We start from the raw sequence: 16,424 nt of genomic DNA on the forward strand, positions 1-16,424 counted from the left end.
ATTGCGATTTTTGTAAAACAGATTATTATTTCAGAAAAGCTTTATCTGACCTCGAGTTCGAATTTTACCATATAAGGTGTAACCTTTTTTTGTCCTTTTATACCAAATCGAATGTATTCTTTGATGATTTTAAATGAGTCGTATTTTAATTCCAATAAAATTTGGTTCTCAGAATTTACAACTCCATATTTATTGTTTTTGCTTACAACAAACTCTCCTGTGCTGTAAATTTCTTTAATAGAATCATATTCAGCTGGCAGTGCGATTTTGTTTTTATTACTGATAACGCCAAATTTCTTTTTGTCTTTAAAAATTTGAAAATTGCTTTTAGGAAACCCTATATAACTGTATTCATTTTTAACAAATTCGCCCGTAAAAATTTCTGTTTCAGTATAACTGTTGTTTTCAACCGTAAGAATATATTTCTTCGAATCTTTTACAGCAAAGATTTTGTTTCGAGTACTATTGTAGAAATCATAGTCTTCTGGAATAACAACTTGACCATTTGGAGAAAATAATCCGTTTTTGTCTTCTGAGTTTGCTGTAATGTAATAATTATAAAACCGTTCTACCTGCTTATACGCAATTGGAATTATGTCTTTTTCTAAGAACGGATTTATAATGCCTTTCAGATTTCCTTTTGTAGCGTGATATTGATTTTTAAATGAAATAGTGTCGCCGTAAAAAGCACCATAAAGAACGTCATAAATTAATGGTTTCAGAATCTTGTCTTTTCCATCAATTAATCCTTCTTTTCCATTATTTTTGACTGTGTAAACATTATCAGAAAGCGAAATGTCATCATATTTGCATTCAATTTCGTATTGCCCAGAAGAATTTATAAGCCCTTTTTTCTTTGTAACGGTATTTAAGATGATATAAATATTAGGTTCGGTTACTTCCTCAAAGCGATGGTCTTTTATCAAATTTAAAACTATCGTGCCAAGACTGTCAATTACTAAAGTGTTTTTATTTTGAAGCGTTACGATTGTTTTCCCGTAGTTAAAAAGATCCATATCGGATGCCTTAAAACGAGTAAGCTGTTTTCCTTGAGAGTTGAATAAATCAATGGTATTGTTGGTCTGAACAAATAATATACCTTTATTATTTCTGATATAATCGTGTTGAATAGGCAGAATCTGCTTGTTTTCTAGGTTTACCACACCAACTTTGTTGTTTTTGGAAACACGAACCAGATTATTTTCCATATAGAAAACATCGTCATACTCAAAAGGGATTTTAATATTACCTTGAAGATCGATAAAACCTCTTTTGAATTTTTTGTTGATTATTTTACCAGCCTCAAATAGATTTTTCAAGTCTTTATCGTTGTGAATGTAATTATAAACGGGCTTGATGATCACATTTCCAACCGAATCAATTAATCCCATTTTATCATTAAAGGTTCTGAAAGTGGCATAATTATTTTCAAAATCAGACACATATTCGTATTTTTTGTCATTCATCAACTGATTGCGAAAAGTATTGAATTTCTTTTGGCTTATCGCAAGTAATGGTAGTAATAGAAGACAAAATCGAATAATTTTCATTGTGTTCAATTTAAAAAAATGATACTAATTAGAGTAAAACAAGTCAAATAAAAAAAGCATTCTAATTTATTCAAAATGGAATAAAACAGAATGCTTTCAGTGTATTTTATTTAATAATTTAAACAATTTCAGCGCTCAGTCCCGCTTCTAAAAGTTGTGTGCATTGTGGTTTTAATTTGTCAATCGGACCTGTTTTAACAGTACATTTTCCGTTATAATGTACTATCAATGAGCATTGTTCTGCCTGCTCGGGTGTGTGATCGCACACACGAACTAATGTGTCAATTACGTGGTCAAAAGTGTTTACGTCGTCATTGTAGACAATGATTTCGTTGTTGAACACTACCGCTTCTTTCTCGCGGACTCTTTCTCTTACTTTTTCTTTAGTACTCATTTTTTTAGTTTTTTGTACTTGTAATTACGATTAACTAATTTACGTATTTTAAAGAAACCCAGTTGTTTCTTTGGAACTTTTTAACATAAGTCAGTCCTTTTTCAGTGCAGGAAGCATCGATAAACGGAATGTCTTCTTCATAAAAACCGCTAAACAAAATAATTCCTTTTGGATTTAAGCAGTCAACATACGCCTGCATATCATTCAGCAAAATATTTCTATTGATGTTGGCAATAATCAAATCGTATTTTTTTCCAGCCAATAATGCCGCATCGCCTTCATAAACGCTGATGTGTTTGCAATTATTGCGTTCCGCATTTTCGATAGAATTCAGATAGCACCAATTGTCAATGTCAATTGCATCGATTGGTTCTGCACCTTTCATTTCTGCTAAAATAGCCAAAATAGCTGTTCCGCATCCCATGTCGAGTGTTTTTAGGCCTTTTACATCCATTTCTAATAAATGCTGAATCATCATGTGAGTCGTTTCGTGATGTCCCGTTCCAAAACTCATTTTAGGTTCAATAACAATGTCAAATTCGGCATTCGTTTTCTCATGAAAAGGAGCACGAACGTGGCATTTTCCGTCAACATCAATTGGTTCGAAGTTTTTTTCCCATTCTTCGTTCCAGTTTACCTGATCGATTTCTTCAATCGTATATTCAATCTTAAACTCTTCCGATTGTAAAATGTAAATATCATCCAGAATGTTTTCATCCCACAAATCCTTCTTCACAAAAGCCGAAATTCCGTTTTCAGTTTCAGTAAAACTTTCGAACGCTTTTTCGCCTAATTCAGCAACTAAAATTTCTGAACCTAATTCTTTCGGCTCAATTGTAAAATGATATCCTAAATAGATGTTTGACATAAATAAAAATTTTTGCAAAGGTACTTCTTATAATAGAAATTCCAATTTAAAAAATCCAAAATCCAAAAACGAAAAAACCATTCGCGTAGCGAATGGTTTTTTGTAAAATCTAAAATCTAAAATCTAAAATCTAAAATCTAAAATCTAAAATCTAAAATCTAAAATCTAAAATCTAAAATCTAAAATCTAAAATCTAAAATCTAAAATCTAAAATCTAAAATCTAAAATCTAAAATCTAAAATTAGATAGCTGTTACAATAGCTAAGAAATCATCTGCTTTTAAAGCAGCACCTCCAATTAAACCACCGTCTACGTCTGGTTTAGAGAAGATTTCTTTAGCGTTTTCTGGTTTTACAGAACCACCGTATAGAATAGAAACTTCATCGGCGATTTCAGCTCCAAAAGCTTTACGGATGGTTTCTCTGATAAATTCGTGCATTTCTTGTGCTTGTTCTGGCGAAGCTGTTTCTCCGGTTCCGATAGCCCAAACTGGTTCGTATGCCAAAACAACTTTTGACCAAGACTCTTTTGCAATATGAAAAACGCCGTCACGTAATTGGTTTTCAACAATGTTGAAGTGATTTCCAGACTGACGATCTTTTAATTCTTCTCCAAAACAGAAAATTACGGTCATGTCATGTTTTAACGCGGTGTCAACTTTACTTGCAATTAGTGCATCAGTTTCGTTAAAGATAGCTCTACGCTCAGAGTGTCCTAAGATTACAGTGTTAACACCAATGCTAGTTAGCATATCTGCAGAGATTTCTCCTGTAAAAGCGCCACCTTCGGCTTGGTGAACATTTTGTGCAGAAACGCTGATTGTTGTGTTTTTTAATTTTGCAGCTGCAGCTTGTAAGTTTACAAATGTTGGAGCCACAATAACTTGTGCATTTGTTTTAGCTGGAATTTTTGTAATCAATTCGCTTAATAATTCTTCAGTTTGAGCCGCATTTTTATGCATTTTCCAGTTTCCTGCAACAATAGTTTTTCTCATTTTAGTGGTTTTTGTTATTCTTTTTATTTTTTTGTTTTATTGAAATTTCAAAAAAATGTATTCAAAATTGAATCAAATTTTCGAATTATTTTAAGCTATTCAACGTTTCGCTTATTTTGTCAAAATCAGTTTCAATAGCGCGGTAAAGCACAATTTTTCCTGTTTTGTCTATAATGATGTATCTCGGAATCCAGTCCAAATCGATTGCTTTTCCGAAAACGCCTTTCATGCCGTCATTCATCATAAAATGGTCGCCTTTGTTCAATTCGTGTTTCTCGATTCCGGCTTTCCATTTTTCAGCCGTTTTATCCGCAGAAAGGAATAAATAAGAAACATCAGGATTAGCCGCTTGCAGTTCTTTTAATTTCGGCATTGCTTTTACACAGTCACCGCACCATGAAGCCCAAACTTCGATTACAAGCGTTTTTCCTTTGTATTTTTTTAAAATATTTTTAAAAGAAGTCTGACCGCCGTCAAGGGTTAATAATTTCTCAGATAAAGCCTCTTTTGAGAAACTTGTTTTCTGAGCTTGTGAACATGAAAATGTAATAAATGCTATTACAATCAAAGCAATTTGTTTCATATAACGATTATAAAGTTTTTATTTTAGATACTTAATTCACAAAGTTAAACAAACAATTTGAAAGCCAAATGCAGATTAACAAAATTTGAAGACTCGTTGATTTTGTAACAAAACCAAGCTTTTTGGTTAGAAAAACAGGAATGAAATCGTAATAGTAGAGGTTAAAATTTATGATTTTTTAAAAGTGATTTTTTAAGAATCGGAAAAAAAGTAATTTTCTATTTTTCAAAGTTCATTTTAAGAGAAAAAAAACGTCGTGATTTTGCTTTTTAGAATATTGATTTAATGTAATATATTTTTACAGATTTAAATTATTGTCCAAGGATTTCCTTAATTTGAGATTCAAGGTCTTCGATACTGTCAAATTTTTTGAATTCTAATTTGTCGTTGGATTTTTTTAATTCTTCTATCAATTCTAAAATTAATTCATAGCCTTCTATTTCATAACCAAACATATTTTGGTCAAAATTTGTCCCTACTAACAATCCGTCATTATCCATTCCGATGCACCAGTTTTCGATAAAATCTGTCAAATCTATTTTTGCGGGTACATAATCTTCCCAGCCGTTTTTTGCTGCTACTCGGGCCATTTTTTCTTCAGACCAAAAACAGATTATTTCAATTGGTTCTCCTTCTTCATCTTCAAGTTCAACAGATGAAGAAGAAGAAAATCCTTCGTCATCTTCTAATCCATAAACTATTTTTGTTTCACAAACTTTTTTTATGAATTTTTCGTGTTTTAATTTAATGTCAATGTGATTCTTAAACATAGTTTCTTATTATTAAAAAACGCCAATAATTATAAAAAATATTGGCGTTCGGTGTTTGTTTTTCTAATTTTTTAAAGGCCGTATGCAACATCAGACAACTTCAAATTGTCGACATCATTGTAATGCAATTTCTGTACAATAGTTCCTTTATGCAACACAACAATACTCGGATTGGCTCTTTCGATTGTTTTTAAGGTTGTAGCATCGCAGAAATAAAAATCAATGTTTAAGCCGTATTCTTTTTTAGCTTTTGCAATTTCATCTGCGCCCGAAGCGGTCATAGCAATAACTTTATAGCCTTTTGCCTGTGCATCTGTTGTAACTTTAGAAAGCTTTTTCATTCCTTCCGGATCAGATTTTGTTAAATCGTAGGTTACAAAAACTACCAATTTTGGTTCTTTCAGCAATTCGTCTTTATAGTCAGAATCATCTTTTGTCATAGTAAAATCGTGAATTGGCGGAACATAACCTTCAGAAATTACTTTGTCCTTTCTATCAACAAACGTTGCGCCTTCCGGAATATTCATTAAGTCTTTTTCAGTAAACTCTTTATCAACTCCGTTTACTTTGTAGATAAAAATCATTTCAACCACAGATTTTGGAGCGCCTTCCGGGATTTCCATTCCTTTTTCGATATTGTTTCCAACTTTGTATGGACGGAAATCTTTTATCGGATTATGGTGTAAAACCCAGTAAGCCATAAATGCTGATAAAGCAACGCTCAAATAAACTGCTAAATTGGTTATTGAAGTTGAGAATAAAGGTTTTATTAATTTTTGATTGAAGAATAAAATCAGAATAAAGAATAATAAAACTACGTCTTTTGTGAAAGATTGCCAAGGCGTTAATTTTAAGGCGTCGCCAAAACAGCCACAGTCTTTTACCACATTAAAATAAGCAGAGTAGAAGGTAAGAAACGTAAAGAAAACGATTAAAAGCAATAAGGCCCAAATGGTTTGTTTTGCCTTGTAACCTACCAATAACATTACGCCCAAAACCACCTCTAAGATTACTAAAAAGATTGCTAATCCTAAGGCTAATGGCTCTAAGAACGGCATGTTAAAAACAGGCTCACTAAAATATTCAGCTAACTTATAAGAGAATCCAACTGGGTCGTTCAGTTTGATTAATCCGGAAATGATGAATAATACACCGACAAATAGTCGGGAAAATTGAGTAATGATGTTTTTCATGAGAATATATTTGATTTTAAAATTCCAATTTTTTAAAACCCAAATTCCAAGTTTAGTATTGGAATTTGGAATTTTAAAATTGAACTTTTATTTATTTATAGGATTAAGAATTAAGGCGAAAACAGAATAATTGATCATATCCTGATAATTGGCGTCGATACCTTCAGAAACCAAAGTTTTTCCTTTATTATCTTCAATCTGCTTTACGCGAAGGAGTTTCTGCAGAATTAAATCGGTTAAAGAACTCACGCGCATATCACGCCAAGCCTCGCCATAATCATGATTTTTGGCTTCCATTAAGTCTTTGGTCAATTTTACTTTAGCGTCATACAATTCAGTAGCTTTTTCAACGTCAAGATCCGGCTGGTCTACAACGCCTAATTCTAACTGAATCAAGGCCATAATCGAATAATTGATGATTCCGATAAATTCTCCTTTTTCGTCTTCATCAACTTTACGAACATCGTTTTCTTGCAAACTTCTGATTCGTTGTGCTTTTATGAAAATCTGATCTGTCAGCGATGGGAGTCTCAAAATTCGCCATGCACTGCCGTAATCTTTCATTTTATTGATGAACAAGGTTCGGCAAACCCCGATAACATTATCAAACTCTTGGGAAGTATTCTTCATTTATATGCTGTATATTTGCTAAAATTTCTTCAAAAATAAGGATAATTTTTTTAGAGTTTCAAGTTTCAGGTTTTGTTTGTTTCAAGTTTTTTCTAAACGAAATGTTAACGCTGAGAACTTGAAACTGGAAAAATGTTTCAGGTTTCAGGTTTCAAGTTCCCAAACTTGCGTAATCTGCATGAACTTGAAACTTGAAACAAAACAAACAAACAATGACAATAAACTGCAAAGGTGAACTTATAGATTTATCGATTCCGAAAGTAATGGGAATCTTGAATGTAACGCCAAATTCTTTTTTTGACGGCGGAAAATATAAAAACGAAGACGAAATTATTTCTCAAGTAGATAAAATGCTTTCAGAAGGAGCTACGTTTATTGATATTGGCGCCTATTCTAGTAAACCAAGTGCCGAGTTTGTTACAGAACAAGAAGAAATCGACCGAATTGTTCCTGCAATAGAATTGATTTTAAAGCATTTTCCCGAAACATTATTATCAATTGATACTTTTAGAGCCGAGGTTGCTAAAGCGAGCATAGAAAGTGGTGCGGCGATTATAAACGATATTGCCGCGGGTGAATTGGATAATAAAATGTTTGATGTTATTGCCCAATACAATGTTCCATACATTATGATGCACATGCGAGGCAATCCGCAAACGATGCAGAGCTTGACGCAATACGAGGATATCGTAAAAGAAATGCTTTTTTATTTCTCCGAAAAAGTGAAAAAAGCAAGAAGTTTAGGAATCAACGATCTGATTTTGGATCCTGGTTTCGGTTTCGCCAAAACAACTGATCAAAATTATGAAGTCATGCAAAAAATGGAACTTTTTAATTTATTAGAATTGCCTGTATTAGCTGGAATTTCAAGGAAATCTATGATTTATAAAACACTCGAAATTACCCCTCAAGAAGCTTTAAATGGTACAACGTTTCTAAATACAATTGCTTTAACAAAAGGCGCAAAAATTCTTCGTGTTCATGATGTAAAAGAAGCTGTGGAATGTGTGACTTTGTTTGGAAAAATGAGTTTTTAATGTTATTCAAATTCAAAAATGATTAGAAAACTGGTTTGCTTTGTTTTAATTGGACTTCTGTCAATAAGCTGTGATAGTACTTCATCGGATTTAGAGAAAAATTATTCTGAAAATTTCAATGAAATAAAAGAATTAAAAGAATTAAAAGAATATTTTAATAAAATGGTTCCAAAAGGATATATCGTCACAATAAGATATAATTCTTCAGATGATATTAATTTGTTTGTCTATCAACCAACAAATATTCCAGATAAAAGAGAATTATTATTTCAGCAATGGAATGTTGATTATGAGGATTATCTTGAACCTAAAGTGCAGAAAGATAAGAAGGATTATGATCCTAGAACTAGATCATTGGAAGTGGTTAAAAAGAAATTGAAATGGAACAATGATACCTTTAAGGAACTTTACGAAAAATTGAATAATGCAAATTGCTTCGGTATATCTAGCGGAAACCCAACTGAATTGGAATACGGACATAGAGGAATGGGAGTTTTAAGCTACTTGATTTTTGATAAAAATCTTAACAAAGAAGAACAAAGAGAAAACTCAGATAATTGTTCGACAATGTTTTATAAGGATAATGTTGTGTTTACATTTAGTTCTGGAGCGACCGGAAGTTTTTGTATCCCAGATTTTAAAAAACATAAGTGATTTTGATTATGAAAAAGGAAGCAAACCAATATGATATCGATTTTATAAAAAACGCACATAAAGGCAGTTCTTCTCACAAGACAGAAATTTTGGATGGAGATTTGTGCGGATGTTTTCATTGTAAAAACGTTTTTTCTGCAAGAGAAATCAAAGAATGGATAAAAGAAAGAGAAGGTGAAACTGCAGTTTGCCCATTATGTGGGATAGACTCTGTTTTGAGTTCTAAATTTCCTATAAATCATAAAATTTTTTTAGAAGAAATGAACCAATATTGGTTCTCATAAATCAACTATAATCGTTTTAAAATGAAATACATTGCACTGTTTATAACTTGCCTTTTATTTTCCTGCGGGAAAAAAGAAGATGTTCTACTTCCAAAATCAAACCTGACAATTGTAAAAGACGTACAAGATCATTCGCCGATTTATATCTTTTTTAAAACGGAAGGAAAAGATACAATCGCCGATTTAAACCGAAAAAGCGCTATTATTTCGACCAATTGGATTTTTAATATAGACAAACGACTTCCGCTAAAATTGGTAATTCCGCAAGTCATGAAAATGCAGGAAAAAAAGCGAAATGAAAAAATGCATCAGAACGAAGAATCTGAAAATTACTATTCTTACGCTGATTCTATCGGAAAGAATTTAGCTTTTCTGCCTTTCACGAAAGTGTTTTATAAAATGGAAAGACCTGCTAGAGGAACTTTTGTTGTTTACTTTAAAAAAGGAAAACAACAGGTTTTTATGGGAGGTAAGGAAATTAAGATCTCAGAAATATTACAACATTTTTATAGTATAAAATTTCAGAGAGTACCTGATTTAGTGTTTTTATTTGATAAGAATATGAGTTATGAAGAGTACATTCAGTATAAAATTCTATTGCAAAAAGATGTAACTCACAATCTTGATAGACTTCCGATAGAATACATCTTCTAACTTGAAACCTGAAACAAACAAAACTTGAAACAAAAATCTATTGATGATGATAAGGTTCATTTCGTAAAATCGTAAAGCCTCGGTACAATTGTTCGATAAAAAACAAACGAACCATTTGATGCGAAAACGTCATCAGCGAAAGCGAGATTTTTCCTTGCGCCTTTTTATAAACTGTTTCAGAAAAACCGTAAGGACCACCAATGACATAAACCAAAGTTTTTACGCCAGAATTCATTTTCTTTTGCAGTTCTTCTGAAAAACCAACGCTGGAGAACGTTTTTCCGTTTTCATCCAATAAAATCAATTGGTCAGTTGGAGAAAGTTTGGATAGGATTAATTCGCCTTCTTTTTCTTTTTGCTGACTTTCAGATAAGTTTTTTACGTTTTTGATGTCAGGAATAATCTCCAAATCAAATTTGACGTAAAATGACAAACGTTTGGTATAATCGTCAATCAAAGTCTGAAGCGATTTATTATCTGTTTTGCCTATGGCGAGAAGTTTGATGTTCATTGGTAAAGTTTTTTGCCACTAATTACACTAATTGGCGCGAATTATTTTTTAGCCACAGATTTCAAAGATTAGATTTATTTAAAAAATCCTTTTAATCTGTGAAATCTGTGGCTAAAGAAACCTCTATTTTTTATTTTCAAAAACCGTTTCAAAATGTTCTACGATAGGAAACGGTTCGTAATAATGATGTAAAATCTTTTTCCATTCCAAATAGGCTTCAGAAGTTCTGAAACCGATTGTGTGATCTTCAAGCGTATTCCAGTCAACTAAAAGAAGATATTTATTTTCGACTTCAACACATTTTTCCAAACGATGTCCCAAATAACCTTCGATTGCTGAAATGTATTGACTTGCTTTTGCAAAATCAGCTTCAAATTGATTGGCTAATTCTGGTTTTATAAAAAGATATACGGCTTCTAGAATCATAGTAAATTAATTTTATCTGCTTGATCTGCCGGATCTGCGGGAGAAATTTATACTCTCGCAGATTTAGCAGATTCAGCAGATTATTTTTATAATATTTTGAACAAAAGAATCTGTGCTAATCGGCTTAAATCTGTTTAAAATCTGCGTGCAATCTCACACAGATTAATTTTTAGAAAACTTCGCTTCAAAAGTCTTAAAACGATTGTCTAAATCTTTAATCAATTGTTTTTTAACCGATTCGTCCTGAATAAAACTGTAATTGATACTGTTGTAAACGTATTTTTTGATCGTTTCGTAATTTACGTCAGGATATCTTTTTGCCAATAAAACATATTGTTCGGTCATATTGCTTCTTAAGATTCCCGCATCGTCAGTGCTGATAACAATTGGAACATTAAAATCTTTGTAAAGCGTAAACGGATGCCTATTTTCTTTTACTTTTAAAATGAATTCGTTGCTCGCCAGATTAATTTCAATCGGAATATTTTTTTGAGCCATATGTTTCAATAAATCGTACGAATTGGCTTCGTATGCCATATCAACTCCGTGGCCAATTCTATTTGCGCCTGCAACATAAATAGCATCGTTGATGTGCCAGGTTAATTCTTCTGGCTGTACTAAACCTAAAGTCAATTCGCCGGCGTGAAGCGTATATTTTACGTCTGGAAATTTAGAATGACAGTATTTAAACATGACCATATGCAACCAGTAATCTTTCATAGAAGTTTGTCCATGTTCTGGAGAAACGATGTTTACGCCCGCAGTTAATTTACTTTCGCTTGACGAAATAAAAGCAATCACCAGATTTTTGAATAAATCCACTGGTTCCATAAAGCGTAATACAAAATTCTGGTAGCGCATGGTGAATTTTTCATCATCGATTTTCAGGTCTTTATGCAGTTTTGCTAAGAAATTAGTATTGAAATCCTCGGCATACTTTTTTGCTTCTTTTTTCTCAAGTGATTTATGCAAATCAGCTAAAAGTTTCAAAACTGTTTTTTCGTCTTTTTGGCTTGCTGCCTGACGTAATTTTGTATTGAAATCACTCAAATCTGAAACATTCATATCACACGGAATAGTCGATAATTGTGTTTCGATATAAAGCACATTTTCTGCAATGGCGCGTTTTTTTAGTTCCAGCATTCCCTCTGCAAAATGACCTTTGATAGTAGGTTCGAATTTCATGAAAGAATCAAAAAACTGATCATCAGAAGGTACAGAACCGTTATAATCTTTTATCGACCAAGTTTGCATAATTTGTTGCTCATAATATTCTAGTTTTCCTTTTTCTTTAAGAGAAGAGAAGTTTTCCCAATTTCCGTTTGCAGGTTTGGTTTTAGAAACCGCCAAAGTTTCTAAATTCAAATAAAAATCTTCTGCAATCGCTCTTTCTAAAAGCGGTTCTGCATAAACGGATCCCGAAAAATGATGGTGTAAATCGCCTCCTTTGGGCATTTGTTGAAAGAAAGCGGTTAAGAGTGCTTCATTATTTCTGATTTTTTCTAAATAACTTTCAGCTGTTTGAGAAAAACTGATTTGCGCTATCAAAATACAGAAAAGTGTAATTATTCTTGTCATACTCTAAGATTAAATTACATGCAAATATACAATTTTTCTTTGAGGTTCAAAGGTTCAAAGGAACAAAGGGACAAAGTTCAAATGATTTATTAAATAAAAAGACGCACAGCAGTGCGTCTCTACAATAAAATTTTAGACAAAGATAGAAAACCTCTGTCTCTTTGTTTCTTTGCAACTTTGAACCTTAAGAAAAAAGTACATCACGAATTTCTTCAACCTTATCAAAAACACTTTTTGCAAAAGGACAAAGCGGAATAATTTTTAGATTGTTGTTTCTGGCATATTCTACAGCAGCCATGAGTAATTTTTTGCCAACACCTTTTCCGTTGAATTCTGGACTTACTTCGGTATGATCAATGATGAATTTTGAATCGCCCGCCCAGGTGTAAGTCATTTTTCCAGCTTCTTTTCCGTCTTCTAAGGCTTCAAAATAGCCTTTTTTTGTATCGTTTATTTGTTGAATTTCCATGATGATTATACTAAAGAAGTTTCTATTTTAATTGTGTTTACGAGTGTTTTGTGAACAGGACAGCTGTTTGCGATTTTCAAAATTCGCTGTTTTTGTGCATCGTCTACATTTCCGGTAATTAGAATCTTTGTAGAAAATAAAGAAACGGCATGCGCTTCATTTTTTTCAAAGTCGACCCAAATAGTCAGTTCAGAAACGTCCCAAGCTTTGCGGTCAATATACATTCGCAGCGTAATTAGAGTGCAGGAAGCCAGCGAAGAAGCCAAAAGTTCAAACGGACTGAAACCTAAGTTTTTCCCGCCTATTTCTTGAGGTTCGTCGGAAATTAAAATATTGCCTGTTTTAGAGGTTATTTCTGTGCGATATTTTCTTGTGTCGATGGTTGCTTTTACGGTATCCATAAATTATTTGATTCTTGGTTCAGGTAAAGGTACAAATTCGGTTTCTCCAGGAACTTTTGGGAAAGTTTGTTCTGTCCAGTCAATTTTTGCTTTTTCGATGAGGTTTTTGTCTGATGAAACGAAGTTCCAAAAGATAAAATGTTCTTCTGGAAATGGTTGTCCTCCAAAGATATAAACGGTAGAGTTTTCAGCAATTTCAAACTCACAAAGAGAAGCTTCGGTTGTAATTAAAATCTGTCTTGGATCGTATGTATGTTCGCCATTTTTAATACTTCCTTCTAAAATATATAAGCCGCTTTCGCCGAATAAATGATTTCCGATATTGATCTTTTTAGCTTCTTTGCTCTTAATTTCAATAAAATATAATGGACTATAAACCGGAACCGGAGATTTTTTTCCAAAAGCTTCTCCTGCGATTAATTTATACGAAACGCCTTCCTCTTCCCAAGCCGGTATATCATCTGCTTCAACATGAGTGAAATTTGGTTCCATTTGTTCTAATTCTTTTGGAAGCGCCACCCAGATTTGTAATCCGTGAAGCATTTTGTCTGAATGTCTTAAATATTCAGGGGTTCTCTCAGAGTGAACGATTCCTTTTCCGGCAGTCATCCAGTTTACAGCGCCTGGTTTTATTTCTAATTCTGTTCCTAAACTGTCACGGTGCATAATGCTTCCCTCAAACAAAAATGTTAGGGTAGAAAGCCCAATATGCGGATGTGGAGGAACATCCATATTTTCGTGGTCACTTAAATGCGCAGGCCCCATATGATCGATAAATACAAATGGTCCAACGGCTCTTTTTTCACGGAAAGGCAATAAACGACCTACCATAAAGTTGCCAATATTGGCGGCACGTTCTTCGATAATTAAACTGATATTTGACATGTGGTATTTTGATTTGATTTGAAAACAAAATTACAGTGATGATAGAAATCTGTAACTTAATTTAGGTTAAGAAAAGTTGTTATTGTAGTATAAAAGTAAGGAAAACCTACGAAGTTGTTTTCGTTGTGTAGATTAAATTTAACACATAGAAACATAGATTTAAAATTCAATAAGGAAGATGTTTTTAAAAAATCTAGATTTTAACACATAGAAATGTGCATATAGCTATGTTTTTTTATGCAAGTGAAATGCCTTTAACCACAAAGTTAAACCTATGTTTCTATGTGTTTAAAAAATTAGTCAACAAGTTCAAACTCCAAAACTTCACTTTCCGTTCCATTGATAATAATCGATAAATGATGTACTCCGGTATAAAAAACTCTCGTCGTAATCAATTTAAAAGACTGATTTCTTTCAATCTTAGTCAATTGATTTGGATGATAAATCTTTTCACTGATTTTAAAGACTTTTTTCGCTAAATGTCCTTTTGCTTTTTTATAGTGAACAGCGTATTCGAGGCGAACTGTTTTTGGCTCTTCGTTTTTATTGTTTAAATGAAAATGAAACTGAAGATAATCTCCAATTTTTACCGTCGGCGTTTTGATTTCGAAAGACGAAAGTTCAATATTGGTGCTTTCTAAGCCATAATGACTCAGAATTTCTGGATGACCTTGTTTTAATAAAGTTCGACAGCCGTGTTTAATGATTCCGTCAGTTTCTTTGCTGTGACCTTTCCATTTTGAAGCGATTTCTAATACGATTTGCGGATTATCTTTTACAATATCATTCAAATTATTGGCAACACTTCTTCGAACATATTCTGAAGGATCATTTTTCAGGTTTTCTAAAATGGGAAGAATAGAAGATGGGTCTTTTTTGAGAAAAGGAATCGCCATTGCCCAAGGCAATCTCGGACGTGAACCTTCGCTTGCCAAACGACGTACATGATGATTTTCGTGTAATGACCATTTGACCATTTCATCAATCATTTGTTCTTTATATTTTAAAATGAAAGGACGAACGGCAAATTCACAGCTTATAAACTGCGTTATAGAAACAAAGGCTTTTTTCGCAGTTTCAAAATCGTCTAAACCGTACATTTCGATATAATCGGCAAAGAAAATAAAAGCTAGATTGCTGTCTGCAAAGTTGTTTTTTCTTAAGTTTTCTATGATTTTGTCTATTAAGGAAACAGCTTCTGGGAAATTTTGCGGTATAAACTGATGAAAAACGACTGTGGTGTGTTTCATTCTTTCTTTCCACTCTTTTTGAGCAAAATTGCCATCAAAAATTGCATCAATAAATTTTTGTTTTTCGAATGTCGGATGAACTTCAGCGACAGCTTGACTAAAATTTTCGTAAAAAGAAAACGAATAAATGTCTTTAATTAATCCCATAAAATTTGCATGATTGAAGCTCAAAGATATTTAATGTTCTTCTATTTTTCTACCATTAAGACATTAAGATATTAAGAAATCGGACTTAATTTTTCTTAATATCTTATTGGTTAAAATGAAGGCTAGAAAAGAAAATTTTAATGTTTTGTATCATTTTTCATGTTATTGAAACTTTTAATTCCATAAAATATATTCTAATTTAGCAATTCATAAAATTTTTTAAAAATGATAAGCGAAGCAAAATTTCAAACCGAATTACAACTTTTGATCAGCAATGCCATTAGAGAAGACGTAGGAACTGGCGATTACAGTTCATTGGCCTGTATCCCAGATACAGCACACGGTCAAGCAAAATTATTGGTAAAAGATCAGGGAATTATTGCAGGTGTTGAACTTGCCAAAATGATTTTTGAATATGTGGATCCAAAACTAAAAGTAAAAACGTATATCGAAGACGGAACGCATGTAGAATATGGAGAAGTAGTTTTTGAGGTTTCGGGAAGTTCGCAATCTATTTTAAAAGCCGAAAGAGTGGTTTTAAATACCATGCAACGTATGTCGGCAATTGCTACTAAAACCAATCAATATGTGGAGCTTTTAGAAGGAACCGGAGCTAAAATTTTGGATACCCGCAAAACCACTCCGAATTTTAGAGCTGCTGAAAAATGGGCTGTAAAAATTGGCGGAGGCGAAAATCACCGTTTTGCTCTTTATGATATGGTAATGTTAAAAGATAATCATATTGATTTTGCTGGCGGAATTACCCGTGCAATTGCGAAAACAAAAGAATATTTAAAAGAAAATAAACTGGATTTGAAGATTATTGTAGAAGCCAGAAATCTGGATGAAATAAGAGAAATTCTTTTAAGCGAGGGTGTTCACAGAATCTTAATTGACAACTTTAATTACGAGGACACTAAAACAGCAGTAAAATTGATTGGTTCAAAATGTCAAACGGAATCTTCAGGAAATATCAGCGAAAAGACAATCCGTGAATATGCTTTGTGTGGCGTTAATTATATTTCGTCAGGCGCTTTAACGCATTCTGTTTACAACATGGATTTGAGTCTGAAAGCGTTTTAGGGAAGTTATGAGTTTTGAGTTATAAGTTATGAGTTTGGTTCTGAAACATATTCAATTTAGATA

The 16,424-nt window shown here is 32.8% G+C and carries 20 protein-coding genes; 5 read left to right on the plus strand and 15 right to left on the minus strand.

Annotated features, from left to right (window positions below; all coding sequences use genetic code 11):
• Window positions 1–41: 41 nt before the first annotated feature.
• The 8 genes from ACFFLS_RS09140 to ACFFLS_RS09175 all read right to left on the minus strand — a co-directional run bounded on the left by ACFFLS_RS09140 (window position 42) and on the right by ACFFLS_RS09175 (window position 6,982).
• Window positions 42–1,550, minus strand: a complete 1,509-nt coding sequence (locus tag ACFFLS_RS09140; RefSeq protein ID WP_379686292.1) for a WG repeat-containing protein — start codon at window positions 1,548–1,550, stop codon at window positions 42–44.
• Between the two features lie 118 nt (window positions 1,551–1,668).
• On the minus strand, window positions 1,669–1,944 hold the full coding sequence (locus tag ACFFLS_RS09145) for an ATP-dependent Clp protease adaptor ClpS (RefSeq protein WP_379686293.1): 276 nt from the start codon (window positions 1,942–1,944) through the stop codon (window positions 1,669–1,671).
• 34 nt (window positions 1,945–1,978) lie between these two features.
• Window positions 1,979–2,812, minus strand: a complete 834-nt coding sequence (gene prmA / locus ACFFLS_RS09150; RefSeq protein WP_379686294.1) for a 50S ribosomal protein L11 methyltransferase — start codon at window positions 2,810–2,812, stop codon at window positions 1,979–1,981.
• A gap of 241 nt (window positions 2,813–3,053) precedes the next feature.
• Complete coding sequence (tpiA, locus tag ACFFLS_RS09155) at window positions 3,054–3,806, minus strand: triose-phosphate isomerase (RefSeq protein WP_379686295.1); 753 nt, start codon at window positions 3,804–3,806, stop codon at window positions 3,054–3,056.
• An 85-nt stretch (window positions 3,807–3,891) separates the two neighbouring features.
• The gene (locus ACFFLS_RS09160; RefSeq protein ID WP_379686297.1) at window positions 3,892–4,389 is read right to left on the minus strand and encodes a TlpA family protein disulfide reductase; all 498 of its coding nucleotides are present in this window, start codon (window positions 4,387–4,389) and stop codon (window positions 3,892–3,894) included.
• 311 nt (window positions 4,390–4,700) lie between these two features.
• Window positions 4,701–5,159 carry a DUF2750 domain-containing protein gene (locus ACFFLS_RS09165; protein WP_379686299.1) on the minus strand — a complete coding sequence of 153 codons (459 nt, stop codon included), beginning with the start codon at window positions 5,157–5,159 and terminating at the stop codon, window positions 4,701–4,703.
• Between the two features lie 71 nt (window positions 5,160–5,230).
• Window positions 5,231–6,352 (minus strand): BT_3928 family protein, encoded by a 1,122-nt coding sequence (locus tag ACFFLS_RS09170; protein ID WP_379686300.1) that lies wholly within the window; start codon window positions 6,350–6,352, stop codon window positions 5,231–5,233.
• Between the two features lie 87 nt (window positions 6,353–6,439).
• Complete coding sequence (locus ACFFLS_RS09175; RefSeq protein WP_379686302.1) at window positions 6,440–6,982, minus strand: DUF1599 domain-containing protein; 543 nt, start codon at window positions 6,980–6,982, stop codon at window positions 6,440–6,442.
• Window positions 6,983–7,194: 212 nt separating this feature from the next.
• Here ACFFLS_RS09175 and folP point away from each other — a divergent pair, with 212 nt between their 5' ends.
• Genes folP through ACFFLS_RS09195 form a run of 4 tightly spaced genes read left to right on the plus strand, consistent with a single transcriptional unit; the run spans window position 7,195 to window position 9,611 of the window.
• Window positions 7,195–8,019, plus strand: coding sequence for a dihydropteroate synthase (gene folP / locus ACFFLS_RS09180; RefSeq protein ID WP_379686304.1), 825 nt, complete (start codon window positions 7,195–7,197; stop codon window positions 8,017–8,019).
• A gap of 18 nt (window positions 8,020–8,037) precedes the next feature.
• On the plus strand, window positions 8,038–8,673 hold the full coding sequence (locus ACFFLS_RS09185) for a hypothetical protein (protein WP_379686305.1): 636 nt from the start codon (window positions 8,038–8,040) through the stop codon (window positions 8,671–8,673).
• 8 nt (window positions 8,674–8,681) lie between these two features.
• Window positions 8,682–8,957 (plus strand): cytoplasmic protein, encoded by a 276-nt coding sequence (locus tag ACFFLS_RS09190; RefSeq protein ID WP_379686307.1) that lies wholly within the window; start codon window positions 8,682–8,684, stop codon window positions 8,955–8,957.
• Between the two features lie 21 nt (window positions 8,958–8,978).
• Entirely contained in the window at window positions 8,979–9,611 is a 633-nt protein-coding gene (locus ACFFLS_RS09195) for a hypothetical protein (protein ID WP_379686308.1), read from the plus strand.
• Window positions 9,612–9,648: 37 nt separating this feature from the next.
• Here the strand turns inward: ACFFLS_RS09195 and rlmH are convergent, their stop codons facing one another.
• The 7 genes from rlmH to ACFFLS_RS09230 form a co-directional block, all read right to left on the minus strand.
• Entirely contained in the window at window positions 9,649–10,122 is a 474-nt protein-coding gene (rlmH, locus tag ACFFLS_RS09200; protein ID WP_379686310.1) for a 23S rRNA (pseudouridine(1915)-N(3))-methyltransferase RlmH, read from the minus strand.
• A 123-nt stretch (window positions 10,123–10,245) separates the two neighbouring features.
• On the minus strand, window positions 10,246–10,548 hold the full coding sequence (locus ACFFLS_RS09205; protein ID WP_379686311.1) for an antibiotic biosynthesis monooxygenase family protein: 303 nt from the start codon (window positions 10,546–10,548) through the stop codon (window positions 10,246–10,248).
• 162 nt (window positions 10,549–10,710) lie between these two features.
• Window positions 10,711–12,126, minus strand: a complete 1,416-nt coding sequence (locus tag ACFFLS_RS09210; protein WP_379686313.1) for an adenosine deaminase — start codon at window positions 12,124–12,126, stop codon at window positions 10,711–10,713.
• A gap of 184 nt (window positions 12,127–12,310) precedes the next feature.
• On the minus strand, window positions 12,311–12,595 hold the full coding sequence (locus tag ACFFLS_RS09215) for a GNAT family N-acetyltransferase (RefSeq protein ID WP_379686315.1): 285 nt from the start codon (window positions 12,593–12,595) through the stop codon (window positions 12,311–12,313).
• A 5-nt stretch (window positions 12,596–12,600) separates the two neighbouring features.
• Window positions 12,601–12,996, minus strand: coding sequence for an OsmC family protein (locus ACFFLS_RS09220; RefSeq protein WP_379686316.1), 396 nt, complete (start codon window positions 12,994–12,996; stop codon window positions 12,601–12,603).
• 3 nt (window positions 12,997–12,999) lie between these two features.
• Complete coding sequence (locus ACFFLS_RS09225) at window positions 13,000–13,881, minus strand: pirin family protein (RefSeq protein ID WP_379686317.1); 882 nt, start codon at window positions 13,879–13,881, stop codon at window positions 13,000–13,002.
• A gap of 296 nt (window positions 13,882–14,177) precedes the next feature.
• Entirely contained in the window at window positions 14,178–15,278 is a 1,101-nt protein-coding gene (locus ACFFLS_RS09230) for a DNA alkylation repair protein (protein WP_379686318.1), read from the minus strand.
• 225 nt (window positions 15,279–15,503) lie between these two features.
• Between ACFFLS_RS09230 and nadC the strand changes: the two genes are divergently transcribed.
• The gene (gene nadC / locus ACFFLS_RS09235) at window positions 15,504–16,361 is read left to right on the plus strand and encodes a carboxylating nicotinate-nucleotide diphosphorylase (RefSeq protein ID WP_379689309.1); all 858 of its coding nucleotides are present in this window, start codon (window positions 15,504–15,506) and stop codon (window positions 16,359–16,361) included.
• Window positions 16,362–16,424: the final 63 nt, after the last annotated feature.

The organism is Flavobacterium procerum (assembly GCF_042431625.1).
GTDB lineage: Bacteria > Bacteroidota > Bacteroidia > Flavobacteriales > Flavobacteriaceae > Flavobacterium > Flavobacterium procerum.

What these genes read in the sequence shown, in the direction of transcription:
- ACFFLS_RS09210 (WP_379686313.1), bottom strand. Translation starts at nt 12,126, where the DNA reads ATGACAAGAATAATTACACTTTTCTGTATTTTGATAGCGCAAATCAGT.
- ACFFLS_RS09185 (WP_379686305.1), top strand. Translation starts at nt 8,038, where the DNA reads ATGATTAGAAAACTGGTTTGCTTTGTTTTAATTGGACTTCTGTCAATA.
- ACFFLS_RS09225 (WP_379686317.1), bottom strand. Translation starts at nt 13,881, where the DNA reads ATGTCAAATATCAGTTTAATTATCGAAGAACGTGCCGCCAATATTGGC.
- nadC (WP_379689309.1), top strand. Translation starts at nt 15,504, where the DNA reads ATGATAAGCGAAGCAAAATTTCAAACCGAATTACAACTTTTGATCAGC.
- prmA (WP_379686294.1), bottom strand. Translation starts at nt 2,812, where the DNA reads ATGTCAAACATCTATTTAGGATATCATTTTACAATTGAGCCGAAAGAA.
- ACFFLS_RS09220 (WP_379686316.1), bottom strand. Translation starts at nt 12,996, where the DNA reads ATGGATACCGTAAAAGCAACCATCGACACAAGAAAATATCGCACAGAA.
- ACFFLS_RS09215 (WP_379686315.1), bottom strand. Translation starts at nt 12,595, where the DNA reads ATGGAAATTCAACAAATAAACGATACAAAAAAAGGCTATTTTGAAGCC.
- ACFFLS_RS09195 (WP_379686308.1), top strand. Translation starts at nt 8,979, where the DNA reads ATGAAATACATTGCACTGTTTATAACTTGCCTTTTATTTTCCTGCGGG.
- ACFFLS_RS09145 (WP_379686293.1), bottom strand. Translation starts at nt 1,944, where the DNA reads ATGAGTACTAAAGAAAAAGTAAGAGAAAGAGTCCGCGAGAAAGAAGCG.
- ACFFLS_RS09190 (WP_379686307.1), top strand. Translation starts at nt 8,682, where the DNA reads ATGAAAAAGGAAGCAAACCAATATGATATCGATTTTATAAAAAACGCA.
- tpiA (WP_379686295.1), bottom strand. Translation starts at nt 3,806, where the DNA reads ATGAGAAAAACTATTGTTGCAGGAAACTGGAAAATGCATAAAAATGCG.
- rlmH (WP_379686310.1), bottom strand. Translation starts at nt 10,122, where the DNA reads ATGAACATCAAACTTCTCGCCATAGGCAAAACAGATAATAAATCGCTT.
- ACFFLS_RS09170 (WP_379686300.1), bottom strand. Translation starts at nt 6,352, where the DNA reads ATGAAAAACATCATTACTCAATTTTCCCGACTATTTGTCGGTGTATTA.
- folP (WP_379686304.1), top strand. Translation starts at nt 7,195, where the DNA reads ATGACAATAAACTGCAAAGGTGAACTTATAGATTTATCGATTCCGAAA.
- ACFFLS_RS09175 (WP_379686302.1), bottom strand. Translation starts at nt 6,982, where the DNA reads ATGAAGAATACTTCCCAAGAGTTTGATAATGTTATCGGGGTTTGCCGA.
- ACFFLS_RS09140 (WP_379686292.1), bottom strand. Translation starts at nt 1,550, where the DNA reads ATGAAAATTATTCGATTTTGTCTTCTATTACTACCATTACTTGCGATA.
- ACFFLS_RS09165 (WP_379686299.1), bottom strand. Translation starts at nt 5,159, where the DNA reads ATGTTTAAGAATCACATTGACATTAAATTAAAACACGAAAAATTCATA.
- ACFFLS_RS09205 (WP_379686311.1), bottom strand. Translation starts at nt 10,548, where the DNA reads ATGATTCTAGAAGCCGTATATCTTTTTATAAAACCAGAATTAGCCAAT.
- ACFFLS_RS09230 (WP_379686318.1), bottom strand. Translation starts at nt 15,278, where the DNA reads ATGGGATTAATTAAAGACATTTATTCGTTTTCTTTTTACGAAAATTTT.
- ACFFLS_RS09160 (WP_379686297.1), bottom strand. Translation starts at nt 4,389, where the DNA reads ATGAAACAAATTGCTTTGATTGTAATAGCATTTATTACATTTTCATGT.